At 38.9% G+C, this 26674-nt stretch carries 35 protein-coding genes; 31 read left to right on the top strand and 4 right to left on the bottom strand.

Annotated elements, in window-relative coordinates; genetic code table 11:
• Window positions 1-2 precede the first annotated feature (2 nt).
• From rplX to HMPREF0766_RS11800, 23 genes are all read left to right on the top strand, one after another.
• Window positions 3-344 (top strand): 50S ribosomal protein L24, encoded by a 342-nt coding sequence (rplX, locus tag HMPREF0766_RS11905; RefSeq protein WP_002997482.1) that lies wholly within the window; start codon window positions 3-5, stop codon window positions 342-344.
• Window positions 344-913: a 50S ribosomal protein L5 gene (rplE, locus tag HMPREF0766_RS11900; protein ID WP_002997481.1), complete on the top strand. Its 570-nt coding sequence runs from the start codon at window positions 344-346 to the stop codon at window positions 911-913. Before rplX ends, rplE begins: the two co-directional genes overlap by 1 nt.
• Window positions 906-1175 carry a 30S ribosomal protein S14 gene (gene rpsN, locus HMPREF0766_RS11895; RefSeq protein ID WP_002997479.1) on the top strand — a complete coding sequence of 90 codons (270 nt, stop codon included), beginning with the start codon at window positions 906-908 and terminating at the stop codon, window positions 1173-1175. Before rplE ends, rpsN begins: the two co-directional genes overlap by 8 nt.
• Before the next feature lie 137 nt (window positions 1176-1312).
• Window positions 1313-1711: a 30S ribosomal protein S8 gene (gene rpsH / locus HMPREF0766_RS11890; RefSeq protein WP_002997477.1), complete on the top strand. Its 399-nt coding sequence runs from the start codon at window positions 1313-1315 to the stop codon at window positions 1709-1711.
• A 20-nt stretch (window positions 1712-1731) separates the two neighbouring features.
• The gene (rplF, locus tag HMPREF0766_RS11885) at window positions 1732-2286 is read left to right on the top strand and encodes a 50S ribosomal protein L6 (RefSeq protein ID WP_002997475.1); all 555 of its coding nucleotides are present in this window, start codon (window positions 1732-1734) and stop codon (window positions 2284-2286) included.
• A 5-nt stretch (window positions 2287-2291) separates the two neighbouring features.
• Window positions 2292-2645 carry a 50S ribosomal protein L18 gene (rplR, locus tag HMPREF0766_RS11880; protein ID WP_002997473.1) on the top strand — a complete coding sequence of 118 codons (354 nt, stop codon included), beginning with the start codon at window positions 2292-2294 and terminating at the stop codon, window positions 2643-2645.
• A gap of 12 nt (window positions 2646-2657) precedes the next feature.
• Complete coding sequence (gene rpsE, locus HMPREF0766_RS11875) at window positions 2658-3176, top strand: 30S ribosomal protein S5 (protein WP_002997471.1); 519 nt, start codon at window positions 2658-2660, stop codon at window positions 3174-3176.
• 5 nt (window positions 3177-3181) lie between these two features.
• Window positions 3182-3361, top strand: a complete 180-nt coding sequence (rpmD, locus tag HMPREF0766_RS11870) for a 50S ribosomal protein L30 (protein WP_002997468.1) — start codon at window positions 3182-3184, stop codon at window positions 3359-3361.
• A gap of 109 nt (window positions 3362-3470) precedes the next feature.
• On the top strand, window positions 3471-3917 hold the full coding sequence (gene rplO, locus HMPREF0766_RS11865; RefSeq protein WP_002997464.1) for a 50S ribosomal protein L15: 447 nt from the start codon (window positions 3471-3473) through the stop codon (window positions 3915-3917).
• A gap of 3 nt (window positions 3918-3920) precedes the next feature.
• Window positions 3921-5261, top strand: a complete 1341-nt coding sequence (gene secY, locus HMPREF0766_RS11860; protein ID WP_002997460.1) for a preprotein translocase subunit SecY — start codon at window positions 3921-3923, stop codon at window positions 5259-5261.
• Window positions 5262-5272: 11 nt separating this feature from the next.
• On the top strand, window positions 5273-6055 hold the full coding sequence (map, locus tag HMPREF0766_RS11855; protein ID WP_002997458.1) for a type I methionyl aminopeptidase: 783 nt from the start codon (window positions 5273-5275) through the stop codon (window positions 6053-6055).
• 76 nt (window positions 6056-6131) lie between these two features.
• The gene (gene infA / locus HMPREF0766_RS11850) at window positions 6132-6350 is read left to right on the top strand and encodes a translation initiation factor IF-1 (protein WP_002997456.1); all 219 of its coding nucleotides are present in this window, start codon (window positions 6132-6134) and stop codon (window positions 6348-6350) included.
• A gap of 40 nt (window positions 6351-6390) precedes the next feature.
• Window positions 6391-6507 (top strand): type B 50S ribosomal protein L36, encoded by a 117-nt coding sequence (ykgO, locus tag HMPREF0766_RS22100; RefSeq protein ID WP_013665024.1) that lies wholly within the window; start codon window positions 6391-6393, stop codon window positions 6505-6507.
• Between the two features lie 27 nt (window positions 6508-6534).
• Entirely contained in the window at window positions 6535-6912 is a 378-nt protein-coding gene (gene rpsM / locus HMPREF0766_RS11845; RefSeq protein ID WP_002997453.1) for a 30S ribosomal protein S13, read from the top strand.
• Between the two features lie 10 nt (window positions 6913-6922).
• Window positions 6923-7312, top strand: coding sequence for a 30S ribosomal protein S11 (gene rpsK, locus HMPREF0766_RS11840; RefSeq protein ID WP_002997450.1), 390 nt, complete (start codon window positions 6923-6925; stop codon window positions 7310-7312).
• A 60-nt stretch (window positions 7313-7372) separates the two neighbouring features.
• On the top strand, window positions 7373-7981 hold the full coding sequence (gene rpsD / locus HMPREF0766_RS11835; protein WP_002997446.1) for a 30S ribosomal protein S4: 609 nt from the start codon (window positions 7373-7375) through the stop codon (window positions 7979-7981).
• A gap of 94 nt (window positions 7982-8075) precedes the next feature.
• A complete protein-coding gene (locus tag HMPREF0766_RS11830; protein ID WP_002997443.1) occupies window positions 8076-9068 on the top strand; it encodes a DNA-directed RNA polymerase subunit alpha in 993 nt (330 codons plus the stop codon).
• Between the two features lie 153 nt (window positions 9069-9221).
• On the top strand, window positions 9222-9971 hold the full coding sequence (gene rplQ / locus HMPREF0766_RS11825; protein ID WP_002997440.1) for a 50S ribosomal protein L17: 750 nt from the start codon (window positions 9222-9224) through the stop codon (window positions 9969-9971).
• A gap of 146 nt (window positions 9972-10117) precedes the next feature.
• Window positions 10118-11254 (top strand): aspartate aminotransferase family protein, encoded by a 1137-nt coding sequence (locus HMPREF0766_RS11820; RefSeq protein ID WP_002997437.1) that lies wholly within the window; start codon window positions 10118-10120, stop codon window positions 11252-11254.
• An 11-nt stretch (window positions 11255-11265) separates the two neighbouring features.
• Window positions 11266-12234, top strand: coding sequence for a Rossmann-fold NAD(P)-binding domain-containing protein (locus tag HMPREF0766_RS11815; RefSeq protein WP_002997434.1), 969 nt, complete (start codon window positions 11266-11268; stop codon window positions 12232-12234).
• 21 nt (window positions 12235-12255) lie between these two features.
• Window positions 12256-13053, top strand: a complete 798-nt coding sequence (gene argB / locus HMPREF0766_RS11810) for an acetylglutamate kinase (protein ID WP_002997430.1) — start codon at window positions 12256-12258, stop codon at window positions 13051-13053.
• A 21-nt stretch (window positions 13054-13074) separates the two neighbouring features.
• The gene (proC, locus tag HMPREF0766_RS11805; protein WP_002997427.1) at window positions 13075-13875 is read left to right on the top strand and encodes a pyrroline-5-carboxylate reductase; all 801 of its coding nucleotides are present in this window, start codon (window positions 13075-13077) and stop codon (window positions 13873-13875) included.
• Window positions 13868-14935 carry a M20 family metallo-hydrolase gene (locus HMPREF0766_RS11800; protein ID WP_002997424.1) on the top strand — a complete coding sequence of 356 codons (1068 nt, stop codon included), beginning with the start codon at window positions 13868-13870 and terminating at the stop codon, window positions 14933-14935. Before proC ends, HMPREF0766_RS11800 begins: the two co-directional genes overlap by 8 nt.
• Window positions 14936-14985: 50 nt before the next feature.
• Here HMPREF0766_RS11800 and HMPREF0766_RS11795 read toward each other — a convergent pair whose 3' ends face one another.
• Window positions 14986-15459, bottom strand: a complete 474-nt coding sequence (locus HMPREF0766_RS11795) for an Lrp/AsnC ligand binding domain-containing protein (protein WP_002997421.1) — start codon at window positions 15457-15459, stop codon at window positions 14986-14988.
• A gap of 349 nt (window positions 15460-15808) precedes the next feature.
• Here HMPREF0766_RS11795 and HMPREF0766_RS11790 point away from each other — a divergent pair, with 349 nt between their 5' ends.
• The gene (locus tag HMPREF0766_RS11790) at window positions 15809-16852 is read left to right on the top strand and encodes a hypothetical protein (RefSeq protein ID WP_002997417.1); all 1044 of its coding nucleotides are present in this window, start codon (window positions 15809-15811) and stop codon (window positions 16850-16852) included.
• A gap of 2 nt (window positions 16853-16854) precedes the next feature.
• Here the strand turns inward: HMPREF0766_RS11790 and ruvC are convergent, their stop codons facing one another.
• Window positions 16855-17424 carry a crossover junction endodeoxyribonuclease RuvC gene (gene ruvC, locus HMPREF0766_RS11785; protein WP_002997414.1) on the bottom strand — a complete coding sequence of 190 codons (570 nt, stop codon included), beginning with the start codon at window positions 17422-17424 and terminating at the stop codon, window positions 16855-16857.
• A 91-nt stretch (window positions 17425-17515) separates the two neighbouring features.
• Here ruvC and HMPREF0766_RS11780 point away from each other — a divergent pair, with 91 nt between their 5' ends.
• Together HMPREF0766_RS11780 and HMPREF0766_RS11775 are read left to right on the top strand one after the other, a co-directional pair.
• On the top strand, window positions 17516-18490 hold the full coding sequence (locus tag HMPREF0766_RS11780; RefSeq protein WP_002997411.1) for a lysylphosphatidylglycerol synthase domain-containing protein: 975 nt from the start codon (window positions 17516-17518) through the stop codon (window positions 18488-18490).
• 16 nt (window positions 18491-18506) lie between these two features.
• A complete protein-coding gene (locus HMPREF0766_RS11775; protein ID WP_002997408.1) occupies window positions 18507-19607 on the top strand; it encodes a glycosyltransferase in 1101 nt (366 codons plus the stop codon).
• Window positions 19608-19610: 3 nt separating this feature from the next.
• Here the strand turns inward: HMPREF0766_RS11775 and HMPREF0766_RS11770 are convergent, their stop codons facing one another.
• Complete coding sequence (locus HMPREF0766_RS11770; RefSeq protein ID WP_002997405.1) at window positions 19611-20351, bottom strand: lysophospholipid acyltransferase family protein; 741 nt, start codon at window positions 20349-20351, stop codon at window positions 19611-19613.
• 409 nt (window positions 20352-20760) lie between these two features.
• Here HMPREF0766_RS11770 and HMPREF0766_RS11765 point away from each other — a divergent pair, with 409 nt between their 5' ends.
• From HMPREF0766_RS11765 to HMPREF0766_RS11745, 5 genes are all read left to right on the top strand, one after another.
• Window positions 20761-21036, top strand: a complete 276-nt coding sequence (locus HMPREF0766_RS11765; RefSeq protein ID WP_002997402.1) for a DUF2089 family protein — start codon at window positions 20761-20763, stop codon at window positions 21034-21036.
• Window positions 21026-21529, top strand: a complete 504-nt coding sequence (locus tag HMPREF0766_RS11760) for a hypothetical protein (protein WP_002997399.1) — start codon at window positions 21026-21028, stop codon at window positions 21527-21529. The genes HMPREF0766_RS11765 and HMPREF0766_RS11760 overlap by 11 nt, the downstream gene beginning before the upstream one ends.
• Window positions 21516-22106 (top strand): hypothetical protein, encoded by a 591-nt coding sequence (locus tag HMPREF0766_RS11755; protein ID WP_002997397.1) that lies wholly within the window; start codon window positions 21516-21518, stop codon window positions 22104-22106. The genes HMPREF0766_RS11760 and HMPREF0766_RS11755 overlap by 14 nt, the downstream gene beginning before the upstream one ends.
• Window positions 22107-22114: 8 nt before the next feature.
• On the top strand, window positions 22115-23449 hold the full coding sequence (locus HMPREF0766_RS11750) for an alpha/beta hydrolase family protein (RefSeq protein WP_236590647.1): 1335 nt from the start codon (window positions 22115-22117) through the stop codon (window positions 23447-23449).
• 261 nt (window positions 23450-23710) lie between these two features.
• Window positions 23711-25900 carry a glycoside hydrolase family 2 protein gene (locus tag HMPREF0766_RS11745; protein WP_002997393.1) on the top strand — a complete coding sequence of 730 codons (2190 nt, stop codon included), beginning with the start codon at window positions 23711-23713 and terminating at the stop codon, window positions 25898-25900.
• A gap of 63 nt (window positions 25901-25963) precedes the next feature.
• On the opposite strand, the gene HMPREF0766_RS11740 is transcribed toward HMPREF0766_RS11745, so the two are convergent.
• Complete coding sequence (locus tag HMPREF0766_RS11740; protein ID WP_002997390.1) at window positions 25964-26674, bottom strand: SDR family NAD(P)-dependent oxidoreductase; 711 nt, start codon at window positions 26672-26674, stop codon at window positions 25964-25966.

The raw sequence follows: 26674 nt of genomic DNA, 5'->3' as shown, positions 1-26674 counted from the left end.
TTATGGCACAGAAAACAAAAACAACTCACAAAATCAAGATTAAAAAAGGTGATTTAGTGAAAGTTATCGCTGGTAACTCTAAAGGTGTTCAAGGAAAAGTATTACAAATTTTGGTGGATGCTAACAGAGCTGTAGTAGAAGGCGCTAACATCGTTAAAAAACACACTAAACCAAGTGCGGCTAATCCTAATGGTGGTATCATCGAGAAAGAAGCAGGTATTCATATCTCTAACTTAGCGTTGATCGATCCTAAAACCGGAGCACCTACACGTGTAGGCCGTAAGGTTAATGAAGATGGAAAAATTGTTCGTGTAGCAAAAAAATCAGGGGAGGAAATTAAATAATGACTTACGTACCAAGATTAAAAGTGAAATATGCGGATGAGATCCGTACTGCACTTAAAGAAAAATTTCAGTATAAAAGCGTTATGCAAGTTCCTAAACTTGAAAAAATCGTTATCTCACAAGGTATCGGTGGCGCTACTGCTGACAAAAAGTTAATTGATAATGCTATCGCTGAGTTAACCCTTATTTCAGGTCAACAGGCAGTTGCAACTAAATCGAAGAAAGATATCTCAAACTTCAAATTACGTAAAGGTATGCCTATCGGCGCACGTGTTACTTTACGTGACAACAACATGTTTGAGTTCTTAGATCGTTTGATCGCTGTATCTCTTCCTCGTATCCGTGACTTCCGTGGTATCAATGATAAAGGTTTCGACGGTAGAGGTAACTACAACTTAGGTATCACTGAACAAATCATCTTCCCTGAGATCAATATTGATAAAATCAATAAAATCCAAGGTATGGATATCACATTTGTGACTAGTGCAAATACTGATGTTGAAGCTCTTGAATTGCTTAAACAATTCGGTTTACCATTCAAAAATCAAAATACGAACAACAATGGCTAAAGAAGGATTAAAAGCACGCGAAGTAAAACGTGCAAAATTGGTAGCAAAATATGCTGATAAACGTGCTGCCCTTAAAGCAGCCGGAGATTACGAAGCATTAGATAAATTACCAAAGAATGCTTCTCCGGTACGTTTACACAACCGTTGTAAACTAACCGGACGTCCTAAAGGATATATGCGTCAATTTGGTATCTCTCGTGTAACTTTCCGTGAGATGGCATTAGACGGAAAAATCCCCGGAGTAAAAAAAGCTTCTTGGTAATCAAAAAAAATATTTACTTTTGCCCCGGTAAACCGTAAACTGGTTTACCAGGGTTTTTTGTTTTGCATTTTTTAACCGACAAAAGGTCCCGGACTTAGGAAAGCCCGTGGAAACCATTGTCACAATTTTATTATATAATGAATACAGATCCAATAGCGGATTACCTTACACGAGTAAGGAATGCCATCAAGGCCAACCACAGGGTTGTTGAAATTCCTGCATCGAACCTCAAGAAAGAAATTACAAAAGTTCTTTTCGACAAAGGTTACATTGCTAACTACAAATTTGAAGACAGTGCAGTTCAGGGAACAATCAAAATTGCATTGAAGTACAATCCAATTAGCAAAATTCCGGCTATTCGCACATTGACTCGTGTGAGTAAACCTGGTTTAAGAAAGTATGCAAGTGTTGACAACTTACCTCGTGTTTTGAACGGACTGGGTATCGCGATCTTATCTACTTCTAAAGGAGTAATGACAGATAAAGAAGCCCGTGTTCAGAATGTTGGCGGAGAAGTTTTATGTTACGTTTATTAATCTAGGAAAAACACACAGAGATGTCAAGAATTGGAAAAGCGCCAGTCGCTATACCTGCTGGAGTAACTGTTGCGGTATCTGACAAAAATTTAGTTACCGTAAAAGGCCCAAAAGGTGAATTAACACAACAAGTTGATCGTGACATTAAAGTTGCTCAGGAAGATGGTAACATCGTAGTAACTCGTCCAACAGATCAGAAAAAACACAAAGCGTTACACGGATTGTACCGTTCTTTATTGAACAACATGGTAGTCGGTGTTACAGAAGGTTACAAAACTACACAAGAGTTAGTCGGTGTGGGTTACCGTGCTTCGAGCAATGGTAATACATTAGAGTTAACATTAGGTTTCTCTCACCAGATCGTTTTTGTATTGCCAAAGGAAATTAAAGTATCAACTACTGCTGAGAAAGGTAAAAACCCTACTATCACGTTAGAATCTATCGACAAACAACTGATCGGTCAAGTTGCAGCGAAAATCCGTAGCTTCCGTGCACCAGAACCATACAAAGGTAAAGGTATCAAGTTTGAAGGTGAAGTTTTAAGAAGAAAAGCAGGTAAATCAGCTAAAAAATAATAACCATGGCAGGACATAAATCAAGTCGCAGAGAGCGAATCAAAAAAGGAATAAGAAAACACCTTGCTGGATCAGCTGAGCGTCCACGCTTATCAGTTTTTAGAAGTAACAAAGGTATCTATGCTCAAATCATTGATGATGTAGCAGGCGTAACGTTAGTTTCAGCCTCCAGCGCATCTAAAGATTTCGCTGCATCAGGTAACAAAGTAGATCAATCTAAAGCTGTTGGTAAATTGGTCGCTGAAAAAGCAATCGCAGCAGGTATTAATAAAGTAGTTTTTGACCGTAATGGGTACTTATACCATGGCCGTATCAAATCTTTGGCTGAAGGTGCTCGCGAAGGCGGTTTAGACTTTTAATCAAAAGAAGAAATGGCATTAAGCAATATAAAAAGAGTAAAATCAAGCGAGATTGAACTAAAAGATCGCTTAGTAAGTATCCAACGTGTAGCAAAAGTTACTAAAGGTGGTCGTACTTTTAGTTTCTCAGCTATCGTAGTAGTTGGTGATGAAAATGGTATCGTAGGATACGGACTTGGTAAAGCTAAAGAGGTAACTGAAGCAATTACTAAAGGTATCGACGACGCTAAAAAGAACTTGGTAAAAGTTCCTATCATCAAAGGTACTGTACCTCACCCTCAGTATGGTAAATACTCAGGTGGTTCAGTATTGATCAAACCAGCAGTTCACGGTACAGGAGTACTAGCCGGTGGTGCAATGCGTGCAGTATTGGAGAGTGCGGGTATCACAGACGTATTGGCAAAATCATTAGGTTCTTCAAATCCACATAACGTGGTAAAAGCAACTGTTGACGCTTTGGCTAATATGCGTGACGCTTATACAGTGGCACAGCACCGCGGTGTCGATTTAAACAAAGTATTTAACGGTTAATTATCATGGCAAAAATCAAAATCACCCAGATAAAGAGCGTTATCGACAGAAGCGAGCGCCAAAAGAAAACTATTGAGGCATTAGGTTTGAAACGTATCAACCACTCAGTAGAAGTAGAAGCTACGCCTTCCATCATCGGAATGGTAAGAAAAGTGAATCACTTAGTAGCTATCGAAGCAATTTAATTTTGACTTTGGAAAGAGCATCACACTCTTTCCATTGCATTTTTATTTATTATCTCATCGTCAGGACCTGTTTAGTGAGAGCGAAGGCCTGACACAATTTAGTTTTAAAATGAACTTAAGTAATTTAAGACCAGCAAAGGGTTCAGTAAAGAGTAGCAAACGTATCGGTCGTGGTACAGGATCAGGCCGTGGTGGTACATCTACCCGTGGTCACAAAGGAGCGGGTTCCCGTTCTGGTCACAGTACAAAAATCGGTTTCGAAGGTGGTCAAATGCCTTTACAACGTCGTGTTCCTAAATTTGGATTCAAAAACATTAACCGCGTAGAGTACAATGGTGTAAACCTTGACGCTGTGCAGGCTCTGATTGAGAAATTCAATTTGACAACTGTAGACTTTGAAGCATTAGTAGCTCACGGTTTAGCATCTAAAAATGATAAAGTAAAAATTTTAGGTCGTGGTGAGTTAACAGCTAAAGTTGAAGTTAAAGCACACGCTTTCTCCGCTACTGCTCAAAAAGCTATTGAAGCAGCTGGTGGTTCTATCGTTAAACTTTAATACATGAAGAAACTAATCACAACCTTAACCAATATTTGGAAAATTGAAGATCTGCGCAATCGTATTCTTAATACATTGCTTTTTCTTCTGATTTACCGTGTTGGATGTCATATAGTATTACCAGGAGTTAACCCTGCTGCTTTAGCTTCAGGCCACAAAGAAGGCCTTTTAGGGTTGTTGGATATGTTTGCGGGAGGATCTTTCTCCCGTTCAGCTATTTTTGCTCTCGGAGTAATGCCTTATATCTCGGCATCCATCGTTGTCCAGTTACTGGGCATTGCGGTACCTTATTTCCAGAAAATGCAAAAGGAAGGAGAGTCTGGTCGTAAAAAAATGAACCAGATCACTCGTTATCTGACATTGGCAATCACGCTTGTTCAGGCTGTCGCTTACGTGAAAACGCAAATCGAACCTGGCGCAAGAATAATTGCTGATCCGATGTTTACGATCCTTTCTACTTTTGTATTGACAGCAGGTACTTTATTCGTGATGTGGCTCGGGGAGAAAATTACGGATAAGGGTATCGGTAATGGTATCTCATTGATTATCATGGCAGGTATTATTGCACAATTACCAAGTGGTATTACAGCTGAGTGGGTAACGCGTATGAGCCCTAACGGTGGTGGTCCTATTCCATTGTTGTTGGAGTTCCTAGCTTTATTCTTTGTTGTTATATTTACCATTTTGATTGTTCAGGGGGTTCGTAAGATACCTGTACAGTATGCTAAGAAAATCGTAGGTAACAAGCAAGTGGGTGGTGTAAGACAGTACATTCCTTTGAAAGTGAATGCTGCTGGTGTAATGCCAATCATTTTCGCTCAGGCGATCATGTTTGTGCCTATGTCATTAAGCCAGTTTTTCCCTGGTATGCAATCTGACTTTTTAACTTCATTGAGTAACTATACTTCTGTAGCATACAATGTGACTTTTGCAGTGTTGATCATTGCATTTACATTCTTCTACACAGCTATCATGGTTAACCCTCAGCAAATGTCTGAGGATATGAAGAAAAACGGAGGTTTCATTCCCGGAATCAAACCTGGATATGATACAAACCTGTATATCGACAGAGTGATTTCTAATATCACTTTCCCGGGTGCAGTGTTTCTTGCTATCATTGCAATATTGCCGGCAATTGCGAGTTTATTTGGAATCAATAATCAATTTGCCCACTTCTATGGAGGTACGTCATTGTTGATTTTGGTTGGTGTGGTATTGGATACTTTGCAACAGATCGAAAGCCATTTGTTAATGCGTCATTACGATGGATTGATGAAAACAGGCCGTATCAAAGGACGTTCTACGTCTGCGACGGTTGAAGGTATTGATCAGTCAGCAATATAATTTTCTTTAGCATGTCTAAAGTATATTACAAATCAGAGGAAGAAATAGAGCAGGTGCGTAAATCAGCAGATGTGCTGTCGCAGTTGCTGGGTGAAGTTGCCAAGGTTATCAAGCCTGGCATCACCACCTTATCTCTTGATAAATTAGCTTATGATTTTATCCATGATAATGGCGGGACGCCAGCGTTTCTCAATTATCATGGATTCCCATACTCACTTTGTATTTCTGTTAATGATCAGATTGTTCACGGATTCCCGAGTGAGTACGTCATAAAGGACGGTGATTTGGTTTCTGTAGACGGAGGTGTAAACCTTAATGGTTTTATCAGCGATTCTGCTTATACTTTCGGAGTCGGTGAGATCAGTGCAGAAGCTCAACAGCTGTTGGATGTGACAAAAGAATCATTGAATCGCGGAGTTGCGCAGGCAGTGGCGGGAAAACGAGTAGGAGATATCTCTTCAGCAATTCAGGAATATGTCGCTCCTTATAACTATGGTATTGTAAAAGAACTGGTAGGTCATGGTGTGGGATTCCACTTACATGAAAAGCCTGAAGTGCCAAACTATGGTAAAAGAGGATCCGGACCCAAGTTGGAACAAGGATTGGTCATTTGTATAGAGCCGATGATCAATGCGGGAAAAGCCGGGGTGAAATTCTGGGATGATGGCTGGACAGTTAGTACTGTCGACGGAAAGTTATCCGCACACTTTGAACAGATGGTAGCAATTCGTAAGGGAGAACCTGATGTATTGTTAACATTTGAACACGTAGAGAAAGTTTTGAATAAAAAGTAATTGGTTTACAATTATTTTTATTTATCTTTGCACTCCTGTTTGTGCAGGCTATTTAACAGTTAATAATCAAGAATATATGGCTAAACAAGCCTCAATAGAACAAGATGGAATAATTAGAGAGGCACTTTCTAATGCAATGTTCAGGGTAGAGTTGGAAAACGGGCATGAGATTATTGCTCACATTTCGGGTAAAATGCGTATGCACTATATCAAAATTCTTCCTGGAGATAAAGTGAAATTAGAAATGTCTCCCTACGATTTAACTAAAGGACGTATTACTTACCGTTACAAATAAGTAATACAGGCTTGGTTTACAGCTTTTAAAAATATAGATCATGAAAGTAAGAGCATCAATAAAAAAACGCAGCGCGGATTGCAAAATCATCCGTCGTAAAGGAAAAGTTTTTGTAATTAACAAAAAGAACCCTAAGTTCAAGCAACGTCAAGGGTAATTATTAAAAATAATCGCTTAATAATATATGGCAAGGATAGCAGGTATAGATTTACCTAAAAACAAAAGAGGTGTGATCGGCCTTACTTATATTTTCGGTATTGGTCGCCAAACAGCGGCTTATATCTTAGATAAGGCAGGAATCAGTGAGGACGTTAAAGTTCAGGACTGGAATGACGATCAATTAGCAGCAATCCGTACAATCATCAATGATGAATTGAAGGTTGAAGGTGCTTTACGTTCAGAAGTTCAATTGAACATCAAACGTCTTATGGATATCGGTTGTTACCGTGGATTACGTCACCGTAAACATTTACCTGTTCGTGGTCAACGTACTAAAAACAACACCCGTACCCGTAAAGGTAAACGTAAGACAGTTGCAAACAAGAAAAAAGCTACTAAATAATAATTAAGAAATGGCTAAAACTAAAAAAGCTACAAAAAAGCGTATCGTTGTGATTGAGCCTGTAGGTCAAGCTCACATTAACGCAACGTTCAACAATATCATTGTAACTTTGACAAACAATCAAGGTCAGACTATTTCTTGGTCAAGCGCTGGTAAGATGGGCTTCAGAGGTTCTAAAAAGAATACTCCGTATGCAGCTTCTCAAGCAGCTTCTGACTGTGGTAAAGTTGCGCATGACCTTGGATTGCGTAAAGTTGAAGTATTCGTTAAAGGACCTGGTGCAGGACGTGAGTCAGCAATCAGAACATTACAAACTGTAGGAATCGATGTGACTACTATCAAAGATATCACTCCACTTCCACACAACGGTTGTCGTCCTCCAAAACGTAGAAGAGTTTAATAATTTTAAAGATAAGATTCGTCAGCTATAGGTTGACTGATACTTTAAACGAAACAAAAAATGGCTAGATATACAGGACCTAAGTCCAAAATTGCCCGTAAATTCAGAGAGCCGATCTTCGGCCCGGATAAAGCGCTAGAAAAGAAAAATTATCCTCCAGGCCAACACGGTCCATCAAAGCGCAGAGGAAAACAATCTGAATATGCTATTCAGTTGTTAGAAAAACAAAAAGCAAAATACACTTACGGTGTATTAGAGCGTCAGTTTTCAAACTTATTTGTGAAAGCTGCTGCTAAACAAGGTATTACAGGTGAGAACTTCTTAAAATTATTAGAAGCTCGTTTAGATAACACTGTATACCGTTTAGGTATTGCACCTACTCGTGCTGCTGCCCGTCAGTTAGTATCTCACAAGCATATCACTGTAAACGGTGGTGTTGTTAATATCCCTTCATACAGTCTGCGTCCGGGTGACGTAATCGCTGTACGTGAACGTTCTCAGGCTCTAGAAGCTGTAACTACTTCTGTAGAAGGAAGAAAGATTAACAAGTTTGCTTGGTTAGAGTGGAATGCAAATGAATTCAAAGGTACTTTCTTAAGTTACCCTGAAAGAACTGATATTCCAGAGAACATCAAAGAGAACTTAATCGTAGAGTTATACTCTAAATAATAAATAAAATAGGATCATGCATAATCATTCGGTTATGCATTATCCTGTTTGTATACATAAGTATTATTACAAATAAAACTTTAATAGAAATTAAATGGCAATTTTAGCATTTCAAAGACCGGATAAAGTTATCATGCAAAAATCTACTGATTTTGATGGTACGTTCGAATTTCGTCCATTAGAACCAGGATTTGGCGTGACAATTGGTAATGCTTTGCGCCGTATTTTATTGTCCTCATTGGAAGGATATGCAATTACGTCGATAAGGTTTTCAGGAGTTTCTCATGAATTTTCTACTATTAAAGGTGTAGTAGAAGATGTAACTGAGATTATCTTGAACTTGAAGCAGATTCGTTTCAAAAAGACTGGTGAACAAGGTGATAGCGAAAAAATATTTGTAGTAATCAATGGGCAAGAGCAATTCTTAGCCGGTGATATCACTAAATTCTCTAACAATTTTACAGTCCTTAATCCTGATTTTGTTGTTTGCAACATGGATAGCTCTGTTACTATTGAAGTTGAATTGAGCGTTGCTAAGGGACGTGGATATGTTAATGCTGAGGAGAATAAAGTAACGGACGGACCAGTTGGTCTGATCGCGATCGACTCTATCTTTACTCCGATTAAAAATGTTAAATATACCATTGAGAACTACCGTGTAGAACAAAAAACTGACTACGAGAAATTGTTGTTGGACATCACTACTGATGGTTCTATTCACCCAGAGGATGCTTTGAAAGAAGCAGCTAAGATTTTGATCCAACACTTCATGTTATTCTCTGATGAGAATATGCTATTGGAATCTCAAACAAAAGAAGAGACTAAAGTAGTAGATGAAGAAATCTTACACATGCGTAAGATCCTTAAAACTGAATTAGTTGATCTTGATCTTTCAGTTCGTGCATTGAACTGTCTTAAAGCTGCTGACATTCGCACATTAGCAGAGTTGGTTACATACGACGTTGCTGATATGTTGAAATTCAGAAACTTTGGTAAAAAATCTTTAAGCGAAATCCAGGAATTGGTAAAATCGAAAGGTTTATCATTCGGAATGAACTTGTCTAAATTCAAGTTAGACGAAGAATAATAATTAATTTAATTAAGCGACCTGTTGCATAATTCCCCTTTGCGGGATAGACGAACCGGAAGAAACAATGAAAGATAATTTTTACAATAATCTTTTTAGTACTTCGGGACTTTATTCAGAAAAAGGACGGTATGCACAAACAACATTAAAAAAATGAGACACGGAAAAAAAGTAAACCACTTAGGCCGCACTGATAGCCATAGAAAAGCGTTATTAGCAAATATGGCTACATCATTGATCAAGCACAAACGTATTACTACTACTTTGGCTAAAGCTAAAGCATTACGTACCTATGTTGAGCCTTTGATCACAAAATCAAAAGACGATACAACTCACTCACGTCGTACAGTTTTCTCTTACCTGAAAGATAAAGATGCTGTTACTATCTTATTCCGTGAGATCTCTGAGAAAGTAGCAAATCGTCCGGGTGGTTACACTCGTATTATCAAAATGGAAAATCGTCTGGGTGATAATGCTGAAATGGCATTCATCGAGTTGGTAGACTATAACGAAGTATACGGTGCAACAGCTGCTACGGAAAAGAAAACTACTCGTCGTCGTGGTGGTAAGAAGAAAACTGAAGCTGCAGAAGGAGCTACTGAAGAAAAAGCAACAGCGAAAAAGGCTGCTAAAACAGAAGTTAAAGCTGATGATTTGACTATCGTAGAAGGTATCGGTCCTAAGATCGCTGAGATCCTGGTAGGTGCAGGTATCGACACATTTGCGAAATTAGCTTCAACAGAAGTTTCTAAAATCGAAGAATTACTAGCTGAAGCTGGTTCGAACTACAACACTGCAGTTCCTACTACATGGCCTGAGCAAGCACAATTAGCTGCTGATGGTAAATTCGAAGAATTGGAAAAACTTAAAGCAGAATTAGACGGCGGTAAGAAAGCTGAATAATTTAAAGCCATAACGGTACAAAAAAAGTCCTCTTATATCCAAGAGGACTTTTTTTGTGTCTTTAATTGTCCTCAATTAGTTTTTACTTATTTATATTTGTATCTCATTCTGGGGTGGGTACATCCTTATTTTTACTTAAATCATAAATGGACTTATTTAACGTTTATCCCATTAATCCGATCAACATCGTAAAAGCAAAAGGTTCTACGGTGTGGGATGCAGCAGGAAATGCTTATTTAGATCTGTATGGTGGACATGCAGTCATTTCTATTGGACACACTCACCCACATTATGTGCGACGATTGACAGATCAGCTTAATGAGATAGGTTTTTATTCCAATTCTGTCGAAATCCCAATTCAAAAGGAACTGGCCCGCTTACTGGGCGAATTGTCCGGTAAATCAGACTATCATCTTTTCTTATGCAATTCAGGAGCTGAGGCAAATGAAAATGCCTTGAAACTGGCTTCCTTTTATAATAAACGTAAAAAGGTGATCTCCTTTACCAAAGCATTTCACGGACGTACATCTCTGGCGGTTGCTGCGACGGACAATCCTAATATCGTAGCTCCTGTAAATGAAACGGATAATGTGGTCTTTCTTCCGTTTAATGATGAAGAGGCTCTACAGCAAGCTTTTGACTCCTATGGAGATGAAATATCTTCTGTGATAATAGAAGGTATACAAGGCGTTGGAGGTATACAGGAAGCTTCTGTTCCATTCCTGAGATTGATCAGATCTTTATGTGATCAGCATAATGCGGTATTCATAGCAGACGCAGTGCAGTGTGGCTATGGACGTACGGGATCTTTTTACTCGCATGATTATGCCGGTATCGACGCGGATATATATACTATGGCCAAAGGTATGGGGAATGGTTTTCCGATAGGTGCGATCAGTATTGCTCCGAAGTTTAAAGCTGTCTTTGGTATGTTAGGTACTACATTCGGTGGAAATCATCTTGCATGTGCAGCTGCAGTGGCTGTGCTGGAAGTAATAAAACAAGACAACCTGTTAAAAAATGCGGAAGAAGTAGGTCAGTATCTGATAACTGAACTAAAAAAAATAGACAGAATCAAAGAAGTAAGAGGAAGAGGTTTAATGATTGGTATAGATCTTCCGGAAGATCTATCGACGCTTAAAAAAGAACTTCTGGAAAAAGAGAAAATCTTTACCGGTGAAGCTAAACCTAATGTGATCCGTTTACTTCCTGCTTTAAACATAACAAAAGCGCATGCTGATCAATTTTTGGAAGCATTTGACAGAAGATTAAAAGTCCTTTAGAATAATAGCATATGAACAAGTTTTTTTCAGTAGACGATATCCCGAATCTTTCTGAGGCTGTTAAGGAAGCATTAGCTTTAAAGGCTAATCCAAATGCCAATGAAGATCTGGGAAAACATAAAACGCTGGGTCTAGTTTTCCTAAACCCGAGTTTACGTACCCGTTTGAGTACCCAAAAAGCAGCAATGAATCTGGGTATGAATGTCATGGTCATGAATATGGATAAAGATGGCTGGGCTCTGGAGACTCAGGATGGTGTTGTGATGAATGGTACTACAGTAGAGCATATCCGTGAAGCTGCTGCAGTCATGGGTGAATACTGTGATATCTTAGGGCTGCGTTCCTTTCCTAAATTGAAAGACAGAAAAGAAGATTACAGCGAAGATCTGTTCAGCAAGTTTATGAAATATTGTGCTGTACCTGTTGTTTCGCTGGAAAGTGCAACCAGACACCCTTTACAAAGTTTAACGGATCTCATTACAATCGTAGAGCATTGGAATAAGCCCGGTAAACCGAAAGTCGTGTTGACATGGGCTCCTCATGTGAAAGCATTGCCACAGGCTGTCCCTAATTCATTTGCGGAATGGATGTGCAGAGCTCAGGAAGAAGGTCTGCTGGACTTTACGGTTGTACAACCGGAAGGCTATCAGCTTGCGAAAGAATTTACAGAAGGAGCGACTATCTCTACCAATCTTAAAGAGAGTCTCCAGGATGCAGATTTTGTATATGTCAAAAACTGGTCTTCTTATGAAGATTACGGCAAAGTATATCCGATAGAGGAAGACTGGATGATGGATAATAAGAAGTTAAAACTGACTAACGATGCTAAGGTAATGCATTGCCTTCCGGTAAGACGTGACCTTGAACTGTCTTCGGAGATTTTGGACGGTCCCAATTCTCTTGTCATTAAAGAAGCAAGCAACAGAGTATGGGCTGCTCAGGTGGTTATCAAAAGAATGTTGGAAAATTTAAAGAAATAAAACGAAAGCAATAAGTAGACTATGGGGGTTAGTACGCTGAATATTATAAAGATTGGTGGTAATGTAATTGATAATGAACAGGATCTGAATGATTTTTTAGAAAAATTCTCTGCGTTATCCGGAAAAAAAATATTAGTACACGGTGGTGGAAAGATCGCTACGAGATTAGCTGCAGATTTAGGTATTGAAGCTAATCTGATCGATGGCAGAAGAGTCACGGACGCTGAAATGCTGAAAATCGTGACGATGGTTTATGCAGGTCTTACGAATAAGTCCATTGTCTCTAAACTACAAAATTTGAATTGTGATGCATTGGGGCTTAGTGGTGCTGACGGTGATACAATCCGTACTATGAAACGCCCTGTTAAAGACATTGATTATGGATTTGTGGGAGATATCATGCACGATTCGATCAATACAGCCTCTATAAAGAAAGTATTGGAAGCGGGGTTTGTACCCGTTTTCTCCGCAATTACACACAATGGTATCGGACAGTTGCTGAATACCAATGCGGATACCATTGCATCTGCTTTGGCTGTTGCATTGGCTGACTTGTATGAGACTTCGCTCATTTATTGTTTTGAAAAAAATGGTGTATTACGCGATGTGAAAGATGAAAACTCTGTTTTTGAACGTATAAATGCCAAAGATTTTGAACAACTTAAAAAAGAAGGCGTGATCCATACCGGAATGATTCCTAAATTGCAGAATGCCTTTGATGCTATCCGTAAGGGTGTAAAGCATGTATACGTAGGCAACGCAAATAATCTGCATCTGTTTCAGCAGAGTCATTTCGGGACCTGCCTGGTCGCTAAATAAGAAATAAATCAACCTACAACCATGAGTAAAATAACAATTATAGGAACAGGAAATATCGGGCTTTCCCTTGCAAAAGGACTCGTTAAATCAGGAGCTTATCCGGCTTCTGCTATTACATTGACGAGAAGATCGTTGTCCGCACTGGATAAAGAGAGGCAAGAAGGCTTCGGGGTGAGTGATAACAATGCTGCAGCTATTGAAGCAGCAGATATCATAGTTCTTGCGGTCCTGCCTCAGCAACTCAGGAAAGTGATGGAGGAGCTGGAACCGACTATCGGTGCTCACCAGCTTATTGTTTCTGTAGTTTCAGGCGTTTCCTGTGCGGATGTGAAAGCAATATTAGGCAGCACAATACCTGTGGTACGTGCTATGCCAAATACTGCAATTGCTATCGGACAGTCTATGACTTGTATCGCTACCGATAATGCCAGCGAACAGCAGTTAGAACAGGTGCAGCAACTCTTCGAAACGGTAGGAGCTGTTGTCGTTATCAACGAAGATCTGATGACCTCTGCCACTGCTTTGTGTGCGTGTGGTATTGCGTTTTTCCTGCGTAGTATACGTGCAGCATCTCAGGGTGGTGTAGAAATAGGATTTCATGCGCATGACGCTTTGAAAATGGCTATTCAGACAGCCAAAGGTGCTGCCGATCTTTTACTGCAGACTCAAAATCACCCGGAAAGTGAGATTGATAAAGTAACCAGTCCCAAAGGCTGTACAATCGCAGGCTTGAACGAAATGGAACACAATGGATTTAGTTCTGCTTTTATAAAAGGGATAAAGCTTTCTGCAGCCAAAGCTGGCGGATTATATAATGAGTAATATGCTGACGCTGATCGATAAAAGCATTACCCTGCTGCAGGAGCTGATTCGAATTCCGTCTTTAAGCAGGGAGGAAGCCGATACAGCACATCATATTCAACGCTATCTGGAGTCATATGCTGTAAAAACGCACCGGAAGGGAAATAATATCTGGGCATATAACCGCTTTTACGATGCTGCTAAGCCTACTATTTTACTAAATTCTCATCATGATACGGTAAAACCGAATCCCGGATATTCCAGAGATCCTTTTCAGGCTGAAATTATTGATGATAAATTGTTTGGTTTGGGAAGTAACGATGCAGGAGGATGTCTGGTATCATTGATCGCTGTATTTCTTTATTATCATGAGCAAAAAGATCTCAGATACAATTTTTGTCTTGCTGCGACTGCAGAAGAAGAAATCTCAGGACTCAACGGAATATCTGCTATTGTGGACGATTTGGGGAGACTGGATTTTGCTATAGTTGGTGAACCTACACTTATGGATCTTGCTATTACCGAAAAAGGCTTGATGGTGCTGGATTGTGAGTCACAGGGTGTAGCCGGTCATGCTGCAAGGGAAGAAGGTGTAAATGCTATCTATGAAGCTATGCCGGATATCGAATGGTTCAGAACCTTCCGTTTTCCTAAAGAATCAGAGAGTCTGGGTCCTGTAAAGATGTCAGTTACTCAGATAAATGCCGGTTCCCAGCACAATGTTGTGCCGTCAACCTGTTCTTTTGTGGTCGATGTGCGTACGACTGATGCTTATAGTAATGAAGAAACGCTGGCCATTATTCAGCAACATGTACGATCATCGGTCAAAGCAAGATCAACACGTCTTACGTCTTCTTTTATTCCTAAAGATCATCCGGTTGTGAAAGCCGGTACGGCATTAGGACGTAATACGTACGGTTCGCCGACGATGAGCGATCAGGCATTATTGCGTATACCTTCTTTAAAACTTGGACCCGGGGATTCTGCCCGTTCGCATATGGCTGACGAATATATTTATGTCTATGAGATAGAGCAGGGTATTCCTCTCTATATACAGATATTAGATCAAATCGTACATTAAAAAAGCGCCATTAATATTTACTAATGGCGCTTTTTTAATGTATTTCTTTTTTAGATCAGACTGATCTGTCTCTTAATACTTTCCTCTAAAGAGATAATAGTCTCTGTACGTTGAATACCTTTTACAGATTGAATATCCTCATTCAGGACTTTACGTAAGTGTCCTGTGTCGCGGCAGATAATTTTCGCAAAGATACTGTATTGACCTGTACAATAATGTAATTCAACTACTTCTTTGATTTTTTTCAATTGTTCTACAGCATCGGCATATTGGGATCCTTTATCCAGATAGATACCTAAGAATGCAGTGATATCAAAACCTACTTTTTGAGGATTGATAATCAGATTAGAACCACGGATGATTCCAAGTTCTTCCATTTTTTTCATACGAACGTGTATGGTTCCGCCGGAAACAATTAATTTTTTAGCTATTTCGGTGTACGGAATCGAAGCGTCCTCCATTAATATGGACAAGATCTGGATGTCTAGTGTATCTAAATCGTAGTTGGAATAATTATTTTCCATAAATCCTGTATTTGTGTTTAAAATATGTCTTTGTTAAGATCTTTATATATGTGACAGGATGAAAGATCGTAGATTTCTACGGCTTTCATCACAATTAAATTGTAAGTTTTTCATTCAAAAATATCCTGGTCTATATGTGGTTAGTACTACAGGTGATTGTTTTTAAGTCCCTTTCAACTATAGCGTATGCTTCTTTCAATTCTTTTATTTGATATTCTTGATAATTTTACAAAAATAATAAGATTTTTGGTTATTGAGGTATTAATTTCATAATTAATATGTCATTAGTTTAAAAAAATTACTAGTAGTCCAAGTCTATTAAATCAGTATATTTATAAAAAATACAGGCATGGAATACGATGACGTAAAGATATCAAGGAAGAAGCCGATATTTCCGGTAGGATCCGGACTGCATAAATATCTGAAAATGTACCAACGGGATGGTAAATTGCCTATCGCCTATAAAGATTTATTAACGTTTACAGAAACCGTTCCGGTAATGGATAAGTATGGAAATGATACCTTTTGGGAAACACCCCTGTATCCGCCGTATTTACAGGATCAGTTGTATGAAGGACTTAAAATAATCTATGCGCAGCTCAAGGCTTCCGGAAATACGCGGATCGTCCAGCACAAGTATATAGATCGTATAGAGTACTGCGCCTTTGGAAATACGAGACCTTTCCGTATCCGCATTGTCAATAGGTTGAACGATGTATACGATTACTTTTATATAAAGCAGGCGGATGCCTCGCGCATCTATGGATTGGAATTAGAGGAAATCCTGTCTCCCAATCAGGTGAATTATCTGGTAGATCACGAAACATTGGTCGAAGAACATATTGTAGGTATTCCCGGAGATGTATTTACTAAATCCCGAATGTATTCTCCGGATTATAATATGACACGTATTGCCAAGGAATTTGTAAAATTCAATGAACGATGTATTATTACCTTACTTGGAGATATGAGGGCTTACAACTTCGTGATGCAGATTACGCCTGATTTTGACGATTTCCAGTTCCGGATACGTGCAATAGATTTTGACCAGCAGTTTTATGAAGGCAATCCTAAAGTATATATGCCTCAGTTTTTTAAAGAAAATTTCCCGTATGTGAAGATATGTATGGATTATCTCAATGACCGTACCGTATCCCAATATCAGCAGGAAGAGCGATCATCTATTGTGCACAGGGTAAGAAGCGAGCGTCATCGTATTGCAGATCTGCGTGATGCTTCTAAGACACAGCAACTATCATCGGTAGAAAATATCAACCGTCTGAAAGAGGGATATGCCGAATTTCACGATAATAAGCAGTATCTCAAATGTAATTCCATGACAGATATTATAGAGCTGAATGTGAAGAATGTGATCCGGCAGGTACAGTTATAAATCTACTTGACACGTTTTTCGTTGTCTTTGATAAAAGCTTCCCATCCGCTGTAACTTTTTGACGTTCCGGAGGAAGATGTATTTTGTTGGAAAGAGTGACAGACCGCAACAGCCAGGCCATCCGTGGCATCCAGAAATTCGGGAGTCTCATTAAAGCTCAGTAATGTTTTTAGCATGGCTGCGACCTGTTCCTTTGTCGCATTACCATTGCCTGTCACAGATTGCTTTATCTTACGGGGAGAATATTCGAATATCGGAATATCATGATTCAGTGCTGCAGCCATGGCTACCCCCTGAGCACGACCCAGTTTGAGCATCACCTGAATATTTTTACCATAAAAGGGAGCTTCAAGGGCTACACAGTCAGGTTTGTATTCTTCGATAAGAGCAGAAGTCTTCTTAAAGATACGCTGCAGTTTTAAGGCATGATCGTCAAGGTGTCCCATTTTAATAACACCCAGAGAAATAAGGGATATTTTTTTGCCGGTTTCCTTTACCAATCCATAGCCCAACACCACAGTTCCCGGATCAATTCCCAGAATAATACGCTCTTTAGCCTTTTCCTTTTGCATGCTGGTACAATATTACGTTTTTCTTTTGTGAATTAACTTAACGGGATGTCATTAAAAATTAGTAAAATTGTGCCACTCGCAACAAACTATTTTGACAAATAATACCCGGAAATATCTCAATTTAATTATCAAGATTGCTGTTCTGCTATTAGCGGGCTGGTATATATATTCTAAAGTCAGCAACCAGCATAATCTTTATGAATTCAAGCTCCTGATGAAAGGACTGGACAGAAATCTGGTTACCGGAGTACTGATTGCTGTTGTTGTATTGATGTTCTGCAACTGGTTTCTGGAGATTGTAAAATGGAAGTTTATCAGCCGGCGTATCGAACAGATCAGTTGGTGGCGGGCAACGGAAGCTGTTTTCTGTGGTCTTACATGGGCTATTTTTACACCAAACCGGATAGGAGAGTATGGCGGGAGGGTGATGTATTTAAAACCGGAAAACCGTGCATCCGGAGCTGTAGCGATGGGAGTCGGACATTTTGGCCAGCTAGTACTGACCAGTATATTCGGTGCGCTGAGTATTGCCTGGTTTATGACGACATTTCTTTCTTTACAACCCGTGATGAAGATTCTTGTATGGGCAGCAGGAATAGCCTATGCAGCTGTGTTTCTCTTAATTTTCTTTAATGTACATTGGGTGGATAAGCTGGTTCGCAGAATTAATTTTCTGAAAAAAATACAACCTTTTTTTTCCGTTCTTGAAGACTATAACAGACGCGAACTTTCTGTTATTCTTGGGCTGTCATTATCCCGGTTTATTATCTTCACTTCACAATATATCATCCTGATGGAAGTTATTCTTCCTGATTTACCATTTTTATCAATGGTTTTGATGATTTTTATCTTGTTTTTTATACAATCTGCCGTACCTTCGCTTGATTTATTTGATTTTAGTGTCCGGAGTTTTGTTGCCAGTAATTTATATAGTTATATTACTACACAGGAGATTGCTGTTATGGCCATCGTTTCCTGTATCTGGTTTGTCAACCTGATTTTACCGGCGATTCTGGGTTCATTTTTTGCAATAAAAGTTAATTATTTAAGTGATAACAAGTCTTAGTGTTTTTCTCATTATAATGACCATTGTGTATGTAGCTTTAGTGCTGTATATGCGTAATGGATGGGCTTCTATTTCTACGTTTGTGACGTCGGATGCCACTCCTTCTGCAACTGTTTCGGTATTGATTGCGGCACGCAATGAGGAACAGGTCATTGAGCGTACCATCAATTGTTTATTGAATCAGGATTATCCTAAAGAACTGTTTGAAATCATTGTTATCGATGATCATTCAACAGATCGTACAGCAGATATTGTGAGGCTCTATGCCGTTAAAGGGGTGAAATTGCTGCAGATGAATGAGAGTGATAAACTGAATTCATATAAGAAGAAAGCTATTTCTAATGCTATTGATATTGCACAGGGTGAAATTATTGTCACTACAGATGCCGACTGTCGGATGGGACGCCAATGGTTGTCCACTGTGATCGGTTTTTTTGAGGAATATGATTCCTATATGGTTTCATCATCTGTTGTGTATTCGGAAGAAAAGAATCCTTTTGAAGAAGCTCAGACTCTGGAATTCCTGTATCTGATCGGATTAGGAGCTGCAGGTATAGGGAATGGTCATCCAACGACCTGCAATGGCGCAAATCTGGCGTATAGAAGAGATGTATTCTATGAAATGGATGGCTTCAAGGGTATTGATGATCTGGCATCAGGAGACGATGAACTGCTTCTGCATAAAGTTGCTGAAAAATATGCTGATAAAATCGGATTCTGTAAATCGCCTTCAGCTATCGTATATACCGATGCTAAGCCCGATATGGCTTCTTTTATCAGTCAGCGTAAGCGTTGGGCTTCCAAGAGTACACGTTATAAGAACAAAAGTGTGATTGTATTGGGGGTGAGTATCTGGCTGTTCAATCTGGCTATGATCCTGAGCGGATTACTGGCATTTCTGTTCCCGTCAACCTTAGGAGCGTTGATCTTTGCCGTTATTGTAATTAAGTTTGTTGTCGAATTATATTTTATGAGACCTTTATGCGAATTTGCCAATCGTACAGATCTCTTAAAGTACTTGCCTATACTCACTGTCGGACACATTATATACCTGGTATATATCGGTATAGCTGGTAATATAGGTAAATACGATTGGAAAGGCCGGATTGTTAAATAGGATTTAACTTCCCTTTACCTTAGCACGAATTGCCAGCTCAGCCTCTTTCACGATCTCTTCAGCAGTCTTTCCTGCCGGTTCTATAGGCTGAAGAATTTCCCACGACATTTTTGTAAAAGGATTCAGCGGATACATACCGTACTTTACCATTTCATAAGAACCATTTATTGCAATAGGGACCACCAGAGCAGTTGGGTTTTTCTTTAATATGGTCGCAATACCTCCTACAGAAAACTCTTTCATTTTTCCGGTTTTGGTACGTGTACCTTCGGGGAAAATAAACACAGACCAGTTTTTGGTCTTCATATTGTTGGCTAATTTCAGAATTTCACTGATAGACTGTTTTGAATCTTTTCTGTCTATATTGGCTGCGCCTCCATATTTGAGATTATAGGAGATACTCGGAATATTAGCCTTTGCAAGTTCTATCTTCGAAATAAATTTAGCATGGTATTTACGAAGGAAGAAAATCATCGGAGGAATATCGAACGGACTCTGGTGATTGGCAACAAAGATAATAGGCTGACCTGTAGGGATGTGATGCTCATTAATAAACTTTACAGGATTGAAAAGTAGAAAATTATCACTCAATAGCGTAAAATTCAACAGATCTACACTGCGTTTGTGCGCACTATATCCACCTAATTTCAGACATAGCCATTGGATGGGGTGAAAAATAACCAGCTCCAGTGCAAAAAATAAGTAAAATATAGGTGAAAGAATATATCCAAGAACTTTTCTCATTTGTTGTGTGTATTTAATGCTGCAAACTTAGATAAACTTGCTTTTATATGCAATATATAATATAGAGCAAGTAAAATTACATCCTGAAGATACTAAAGTGAAATTCAGTTGCCAATAATGATGCTAGCTACTTTAAGCCTTATTTCGTGGAATTATTATGAATTATAAAGAGCATGAAATAATTATAATATTTGCTATTCATTTTTATAAATTCATATGTTATTTTGAATTGTTTATTTTATATTGAATATTATTAATGTTTATATAAATAAAGTTTATATTTTTGTAGATGATTATTGGTATTAAGGCAAAGTTGTAATACCTGGATATTGATTAATAAACAATAAGTTGTTTGAGAAGAACCGATTTATGATTTCCAAACGATACAGTTATGATTTAAGAAAATAGAATGAAAAAAATACCTGTTACCTGTCCCAGTTGTGATGCCAAGCTTAAAGTGTCCAAGTTAGTCTGTGATGCGTGTGAAACGGAAGTTGTTGGCAAATTTTCGCTTCCTGTTCTTATGCATCTTACCGTTGAGGAGCAGGAATTCGTACTGGGATTTTTGTATAATTCCGGCAGTTTGAAAGATATGGCCAGAGACCTGGGAAAGAGTTATCCTACTGTACGTAATATGTTAGATGATCTGATTCAAAAAATAAAAAGTTTAGGATATGAGCAGTAAGTTTAAGGAAGTGCAATCTTTTTCACAATGGTGGTTGTGGATATCTCTAATAGCCTTGTTTATACCTATATATAGATCTGGCGCATCTATGTCTTTACCGGAAAGTTGGTACAGGATGCTCGCTGAAATTGTGACTTATGTACCCTTCTATATTTGGTTGGCTTTGGTCGTATTTTTCGTAGTGATTAAGTTGCGGACAGAAATTAATGATAATGGAATATATGTAGACTTCAAACCATTCTTATGGAATAAAACCTACAGGTTTGAAGATATCCATACTTATAAAGTCGTGAAATACTCCATTTTAGATTATGGAGGCTGGGGTATGCGGATTTCATCCGCCGGAATAGCCTATACTACAAAAGGTAAATACGGGCTTAAAATTGCCTTGAAGAATGGAAGTCAGATCTTAATAGGGACGCAGCGTCCTGAGGAGCTAAGCAAAATTATGGATGAATTTCTAAAATCTAAAAAAGCAGATGAAAGCAGGTAAAATATTTCTTAAACCTTTTGATGATTTTTCTGAAAGATCATTATTTATTACGGGTGTCATTTTTTACTTTTTGGGAAGTCTGTTCGCCTATTTTTACCACATTAAGTATAATGGTTTTATTAATATACGATTTGGTGAAAGCACAGCATTATATTTTCCGTTTATTAATAATTTAGTTAATACGGTACTTCCTTCGGTGATATTGTTATTGTTTGCGAAAATTATATACGCAAAAACAAGGTTTATTGATGTCCTCAATACAGTTTTGATCGCAAGAATAGTTATTTATCTGACCTCAGTTCTTGTTGTACTGGATAAATCCAAATCTGCTACCGAAAAAATTACCAAAGCAGTTGCAGCTGGAGATATAAAGCTGGAAACAGTTTCGAAATCAGATCTGTTTTTAGTGACTTTTATTGGCCTGTTTTCGTTGTTGATAATGATCTATTATTTCTACATACTTATTCAGGGTATGAAAGTTGCAATGAATAATAAAAAGATAATTGTCAATGGAGCTATTGTGATTATTTTTTTAATAGCTGATTTGATTGTACAATTTTATTTTCCGTATTTCTGATGAATATTATGAAGTATATATATACTCTTTTCTTTATTTCGATTTTACCTGTGGCTTTCGGGCAGAATATCATTGGTACCTGGAAAGGTTCCCTGGATGCTTCAGGTCAGGAAATTCCTTTGGTCTTTCATATCCACCAAAGCAATGGCAAATTTTCCGGAAAAATGGATAGTCCCCGACAAGGAGCAATAGGATTACCGCTCAGTGAGGTATCATTCGACAAGAATCAGGTTGCCTTTAAGATGGCTTCTGCCGGAATAGTATTTCAGGGTGAGCTCAGCAAAAATGTAATCACAGGATTGTTTCAACAAGGTGGGGGAAATATTCCGCTGCGTTTGATCAGAAGTCTGGATACTGTTACCGTGATTAAGCGTCCGCAGGAGCCGGAAGGTCCTTTCCCCTATAAAGAAGAAAATGTGACCTTTGAAAATCCGGTATCCAAAGTAACATTGGCGGGTACTTTAACCTTACCAGCAAAGGGCCGGAATTTTCCGGCTGTTGTTCTGGTAACAGGAAGCGGACCGCAGAACCGGGACAGCGAGCTGTTTGGCCATAAACCTTTTAAGCTGATTGCCGATTATCTGACCCGCAGGGGATTTGCAGTACTGCGCTATGATGACAGAGGAGTAGGATCATCTACCGGATCATTTGGTACATCTACGACACGTGACTTTGCAAATGATGCCCGTGCTGCAATCAATTTTCTGAGAATACGTACAGATATCAATATCCGAAAGATAGGAGTCATAGGACATAGTGAAGGAGGTATGATCGCACCTTTATTAGCATCTGAAGATAAAGATGTTGCATTCATCGCTATGCTGGCGGGACCTGCTATCGCAATAGATTCATTAATGGTCTTGCAGAATTATGCCATTGGAAAAGCTTATGGCATGTCTGAAGATAAGCTGCAACAGGCAAAAGTGCTCAATAATCGTGTATATAAAGTTTTGAAAAGCAATCTTTCGGATGAAGAGGTAAAGAAGCAACTGGCGGATGTTGCAGCCAATGATAAAGCGCTTTCTGAATTGACATCCAAATGGTTTAGGTATTTCATCCGTTTTGATCCCGTTCCTGTATTGAAAGCAGTCAAATGTCCTATATTCGCAGTATATGGCGGAAAGGATTTGCAGGTTCCGGCTGAACAGAATCTCAATTCGGTGTATAAAATTTCGGAAGCCAATAAACATAAGATGGATTTCATAAAAATGTATCCTGACCTTAACCATCTTTTTCAACACGCACATACAGGATTAATAAATGAATACGGGGAACTGGAAGAAACATTCAGTGAGGATGTTCTTAAAGACCTTTTTTCCTGGTTAAAACAGGTTACGAAGTAGGTTCCCGCATAATTGATGACTGTATTATTGATGTGACACATAGATAAATTACATCTTTTTACTACAACGTTGTATATGTGTCTTAAGATTAAGTAACCAAGTTTTTCATTCATAACATGTAAATCCCCATACAGCGGGTTAGCCGGCTTTATTTTTGAATAGATGTTGGGTTGATTATATTTGTTAGTCAAGAATGTGGCTCAATTGCATAGAATGAGCCATATGAGAAAAACCTAATAAATACATATACTGATATTAAAAATGATGAAGCTGAAACATTTCTATTGCCTGCTCTTGCTGACAATTTTTTCACAAGCCACTTTTGCCCGGGACGTTATTCCGTTTAATAACGAATGGTCATTTAAGAAAGGACCTTTTACAACCGATCCGCTACAATATGCTGATATATTCACAGGTAAATGGCAAGCCGTTTCAGTACCTCACACCTGGAATGCTGTAGATATGCAGACTGTGAAAGACAAGTTTTATACAGGTGATGCGTATTACAGAAAAGCATTTAAAGCTGATCCTTCCTGGAAAGGAAAGCGTGTATTTATCCGGTTTGAAGGTGTTAATACCAATACAGAAGTTTATCTCAATACTGCCCCGGTTTCATTTTCAGCAGAAAAGAATGACATTGTTTACAGTAATTCGACTGTAAATGGTAAGTACAATATTGTAGGCAGGCATAACGGGGGGTATTCCGCATTTACGTTGGAATTGACGGATATGTTGAAATATGGACAGGAAAACGAAATATTAGTCAAAGTAAATAATGAAGCACGTCCGGATGTTATTCCGGTTAATCATACCTTGTTTCCGATGTACGGCGGTATCTATAGACCGGTTGCATTGATCGTTACGGAAAAAGTCAATATAGCGGTCAATGATTTCGCATCTCCGGGGATCTACATACGACAGGAGAATGTTTCGAAAAAATCTGCCGATGTAGAGGTAAAAGTGAAGTTGGAAAACAAAAATCATGATGCCCAGAAAGTAGAAGTAGTGACAACTGTATTTGAAAAAAACGGTACGGTTAAAGCCAAACAAACCACTCCTTACACAATATTGCCGCAGGGCAGACAGCAGGTAATACAACGTATCGCTATCAGGAATCCGCACCTATGGCAGGGTTTGGAAGACCCTTATCTTTACAAACTGGTCACTCAGGTCGTGCAGGCAGGTAAAGTTGTTGATGAGGTTATTCAGCCATTAGGTTTGCGACATTTTGAGCTAAAAGCAGGAGACGGCATGTACCTGAATGGTATTAAGACTCCGATGTATGGTGTGACTCGTCATCAGGACCACTGGGGCAAAGGATCGGCATTGTCCAATGCTGATCATGATCAGGATCTCGCTATTATTAAAGAGATAGGTGCTACTACTATCCGTCTGGCACATTATCAGCAATCTGAATACTTCTACGCCAAATGCGATAGTATTGGCTTTATAATCTGGGCAGAGATACCATTTGTCAACCGTGTGACTACTCAGGAAGAGAATAACGCAAAACAGCAACTAACAGAATTAATACGTCAGAATTTTAATCATCCTTCCATTTACGTCTGGGGGCTGCACAATGAGGTCTACAGCCCGCAGGCTTATACAATAGAACTAACGACCAAGTTGAATGATCTGGCAAAAACAGAAGATCCGGATCGTTATTCTGTTCAGGTGAGCGGATATAATGTTATCGATCATCCTGTTAACAATAATGCAGATATACAAGGTATCAACCATTACTTCGGCTGGTATAATGGTAAAATACAGGATGTCGAGCAATGGGCAGATAAGATTACGAAGGATTTTGCAGGCTATAAAATTATTTTTTCAGAGTATGGAGCTGAAGCTAATCCGAAGCATCAGCAGGAAGCAGTAGGAGATATTGGTAATCAATGGTCTAATCCAGCCTTTTTCCCGGAAGAATTTTCAACCAAATTTCATGAGATTCATTGGGGTGTAATAGCTAAACATCCCGTATTTGTGGCCTCATATCTGTGGAATACGTTTGATTTTGCTACACCAATCACTTTTCAGGTAGAGCCACGAAACTATAAAGGAATGGTAACTTTTGACAGGGCATTGAAGAAAGATCCGTTTTACTGGTATAAAGCCAACTGGAGTAAAGAACCGGTACTTTACCTGACACAGCGCAGAGTGGTGGAAAGAGGGAATCAGATTACTCCTGTTACGGTATATTCCAACATCGGTACCCCGCAGTTGTTTGTCAATGGCGAGGAAATTAAAACCTTCAGAAAAGGATATACAGATGTTCACTATATTTTTGAACAGGTAAAATTAAAAGAAGGACAAAATATTGTAGAAGTCAAGGGGCTGAAAGACGGTAAAGCTTTTGAAGATAAAATAACCTGGCATTATGCAAAAGATAATGCTAAGTCTTCGGAGAAAGACGGACCAAAATCAAATAAATCAGAGCATATCGGTCTCTGATGTAATTCAAACAAAAAGCCAGACATAATCGTCTGGCTTTTTGTTTTATTATATATGCTCTTATTATGGAGTCGTATTGGATACGGGTAATATTTTACCGTTATAATACTTGCTTCCGTTTTGTGCGAATTCAGCAATATATCTACCCATTTCAAAAGCTAGTGTACCTGCTTCTACACCAGGAAAGGCTGTCTCAAACATTTCGGTCTGGGATGATCCAAGTGCGAGGCAGTTTACTTTGATACCCTGCTCCTTAAACTCTTCTGCCAGACATTCTGTCAATACCCCCAGAGCGCCTTTACTTGCTGAATAGGCAGACAGTCCCGGGAATTTTACGGAACCCTGAAATCCTCCCATACTGCTTATATTGACGATATGCCCTCCGTTTTTCATCAAAGGCGCTACATGTCGTATCATATTTACATGCCCCAATACATTGGTCTGAAGCATTGTCGCAAAGTCTTCCGCACTGGTTTCCAGAAAAGGCTTGTAGACCAATGCTCCGGCATTATTGATCAGAATATCTACACTATCAAACTTAGACTGAATGAACGGGACCAATATTTCCGGGTAATTATCATATACAATGTCGAATTGAGCCGGATACAGTTTTCCACCATCGTAATTTAGAGAAGAAGCAATTTCATGTAATTTTCTGAGTTTATCTGCAGATCTTGCTAAAGCGATGACGTTATTCTCTTTATTTGCTGTCAGATCGAGGACTGCTTCAAATCCGATTCCGCTGCTCGCTCCTGTTATAACTATATTTGCCAT

Origin of the sequence: Sphingobacterium spiritivorum ATCC 33861 (assembly GCF_000143765.1) — a bacterium.
GTDB lineage: Bacteria > Bacteroidota > Bacteroidia > Sphingobacteriales > Sphingobacteriaceae > Sphingobacterium > Sphingobacterium spiritivorum.
Note: the sequence above shows the minus strand (reverse complement) of the source record. Positions and strands in the feature narration are given on the sequence as shown.

Excerpts from the sequence above, each read along its gene's own strand:
- HMPREF0766_RS11790 (WP_002997417.1), top strand. The coding sequence starts at position 15,809 with ATGGAATACGATGACGTAAAGATATCAAGGAAGAAGCCGATATTTCCG.
- HMPREF0766_RS11795 (WP_002997421.1), bottom strand. The coding sequence starts at position 15,459 with ATGGAAAATAATTATTCCAACTACGATTTAGATACACTAGACATCCAG.
- rpmD (WP_002997468.1), top strand. The coding sequence starts at position 3,182 with ATGGCAAAAATCAAAATCACCCAGATAAAGAGCGTTATCGACAGAAGC.
- rpsE (WP_002997471.1), top strand. The coding sequence starts at position 2,658 with ATGGCATTAAGCAATATAAAAAGAGTAAAATCAAGCGAGATTGAACTA.
- rplX (WP_002997482.1), top strand. The coding sequence starts at position 3 with ATGGCACAGAAAACAAAAACAACTCACAAAATCAAGATTAAAAAAGGT.
- rpsM (WP_002997453.1), top strand. The coding sequence starts at position 6,535 with ATGGCAAGGATAGCAGGTATAGATTTACCTAAAAACAAAAGAGGTGTG.
- HMPREF0766_RS11800 (WP_002997424.1), top strand. The coding sequence starts at position 13,868 with ATGAGTAATATGCTGACGCTGATCGATAAAAGCATTACCCTGCTGCAG.
- map (WP_002997458.1), top strand. The coding sequence starts at position 5,273 with ATGTCTAAAGTATATTACAAATCAGAGGAAGAAATAGAGCAGGTGCGT.
- HMPREF0766_RS11750 (WP_236590647.1), top strand. The coding sequence starts at position 22,115 with ATGAAGTATATATATACTCTTTTCTTTATTTCGATTTTACCTGTGGCT.
- rpsD (WP_002997446.1), top strand. The coding sequence starts at position 7,373 with ATGGCTAGATATACAGGACCTAAGTCCAAAATTGCCCGTAAATTCAGA.
- HMPREF0766_RS11770 (WP_002997405.1), bottom strand. The coding sequence starts at position 20,351 with ATGAGAAAAGTTCTTGGATATATTCTTTCACCTATATTTTACTTATTT.
- HMPREF0766_RS11815 (WP_002997434.1), top strand. The coding sequence starts at position 11,266 with ATGAACAAGTTTTTTTCAGTAGACGATATCCCGAATCTTTCTGAGGCT.
- secY (WP_002997460.1), top strand. The coding sequence starts at position 3,921 with ATGAAGAAACTAATCACAACCTTAACCAATATTTGGAAAATTGAAGAT.
- rplO (WP_002997464.1), top strand. The coding sequence starts at position 3,471 with ATGAACTTAAGTAATTTAAGACCAGCAAAGGGTTCAGTAAAGAGTAGC.
- rplE (WP_002997481.1), top strand. The coding sequence starts at position 344 with ATGACTTACGTACCAAGATTAAAAGTGAAATATGCGGATGAGATCCGT.
- HMPREF0766_RS11755 (WP_002997397.1), top strand. The coding sequence starts at position 21,516 with ATGAAAGCAGGTAAAATATTTCTTAAACCTTTTGATGATTTTTCTGAA.
- ruvC (WP_002997414.1), bottom strand. The coding sequence starts at position 17,424 with ATGCAAAAGGAAAAGGCTAAAGAGCGTATTATTCTGGGAATTGATCCG.
- rplF (WP_002997475.1), top strand. The coding sequence starts at position 1,732 with ATGTCAAGAATTGGAAAAGCGCCAGTCGCTATACCTGCTGGAGTAACT.
- rpsK (WP_002997450.1), top strand. The coding sequence starts at position 6,923 with ATGGCTAAAACTAAAAAAGCTACAAAAAAGCGTATCGTTGTGATTGAG.
- rpsN (WP_002997479.1), top strand. The coding sequence starts at position 906 with ATGGCTAAAGAAGGATTAAAAGCACGCGAAGTAAAACGTGCAAAATTG.
- proC (WP_002997427.1), top strand. The coding sequence starts at position 13,075 with ATGAGTAAAATAACAATTATAGGAACAGGAAATATCGGGCTTTCCCTT.
- HMPREF0766_RS11775 (WP_002997408.1), top strand. The coding sequence starts at position 18,507 with ATGACCATTGTGTATGTAGCTTTAGTGCTGTATATGCGTAATGGATGG.
- HMPREF0766_RS11760 (WP_002997399.1), top strand. The coding sequence starts at position 21,026 with ATGAGCAGTAAGTTTAAGGAAGTGCAATCTTTTTCACAATGGTGGTTG.
- HMPREF0766_RS11745 (WP_002997393.1), top strand. The coding sequence starts at position 23,711 with ATGATGAAGCTGAAACATTTCTATTGCCTGCTCTTGCTGACAATTTTT.
- HMPREF0766_RS11820 (WP_002997437.1), top strand. The coding sequence starts at position 10,118 with ATGGACTTATTTAACGTTTATCCCATTAATCCGATCAACATCGTAAAA.
- HMPREF0766_RS11765 (WP_002997402.1), top strand. The coding sequence starts at position 20,761 with ATGAAAAAAATACCTGTTACCTGTCCCAGTTGTGATGCCAAGCTTAAA.
- ykgO (WP_013665024.1), top strand. The coding sequence starts at position 6,391 with ATGAAAGTAAGAGCATCAATAAAAAAACGCAGCGCGGATTGCAAAATC.
- argB (WP_002997430.1), top strand. The coding sequence starts at position 12,256 with ATGGGGGTTAGTACGCTGAATATTATAAAGATTGGTGGTAATGTAATT.
- rpsH (WP_002997477.1), top strand. The coding sequence starts at position 1,313 with ATGAATACAGATCCAATAGCGGATTACCTTACACGAGTAAGGAATGCC.
- HMPREF0766_RS11830 (WP_002997443.1), top strand. The coding sequence starts at position 8,076 with ATGGCAATTTTAGCATTTCAAAGACCGGATAAAGTTATCATGCAAAAA.
- rplQ (WP_002997440.1), top strand. The coding sequence starts at position 9,222 with ATGAGACACGGAAAAAAAGTAAACCACTTAGGCCGCACTGATAGCCAT.
- rplR (WP_002997473.1), top strand. The coding sequence starts at position 2,292 with ATGGCAGGACATAAATCAAGTCGCAGAGAGCGAATCAAAAAAGGAATA.
- infA (WP_002997456.1), top strand. The coding sequence starts at position 6,132 with ATGGCTAAACAAGCCTCAATAGAACAAGATGGAATAATTAGAGAGGCA.
- HMPREF0766_RS11740 (WP_002997390.1), bottom strand. The coding sequence starts at position 26,674 with ATGGCAAATATAGTTATAACAGGAGCGAGCAGCGGAATCGGATTTGAA.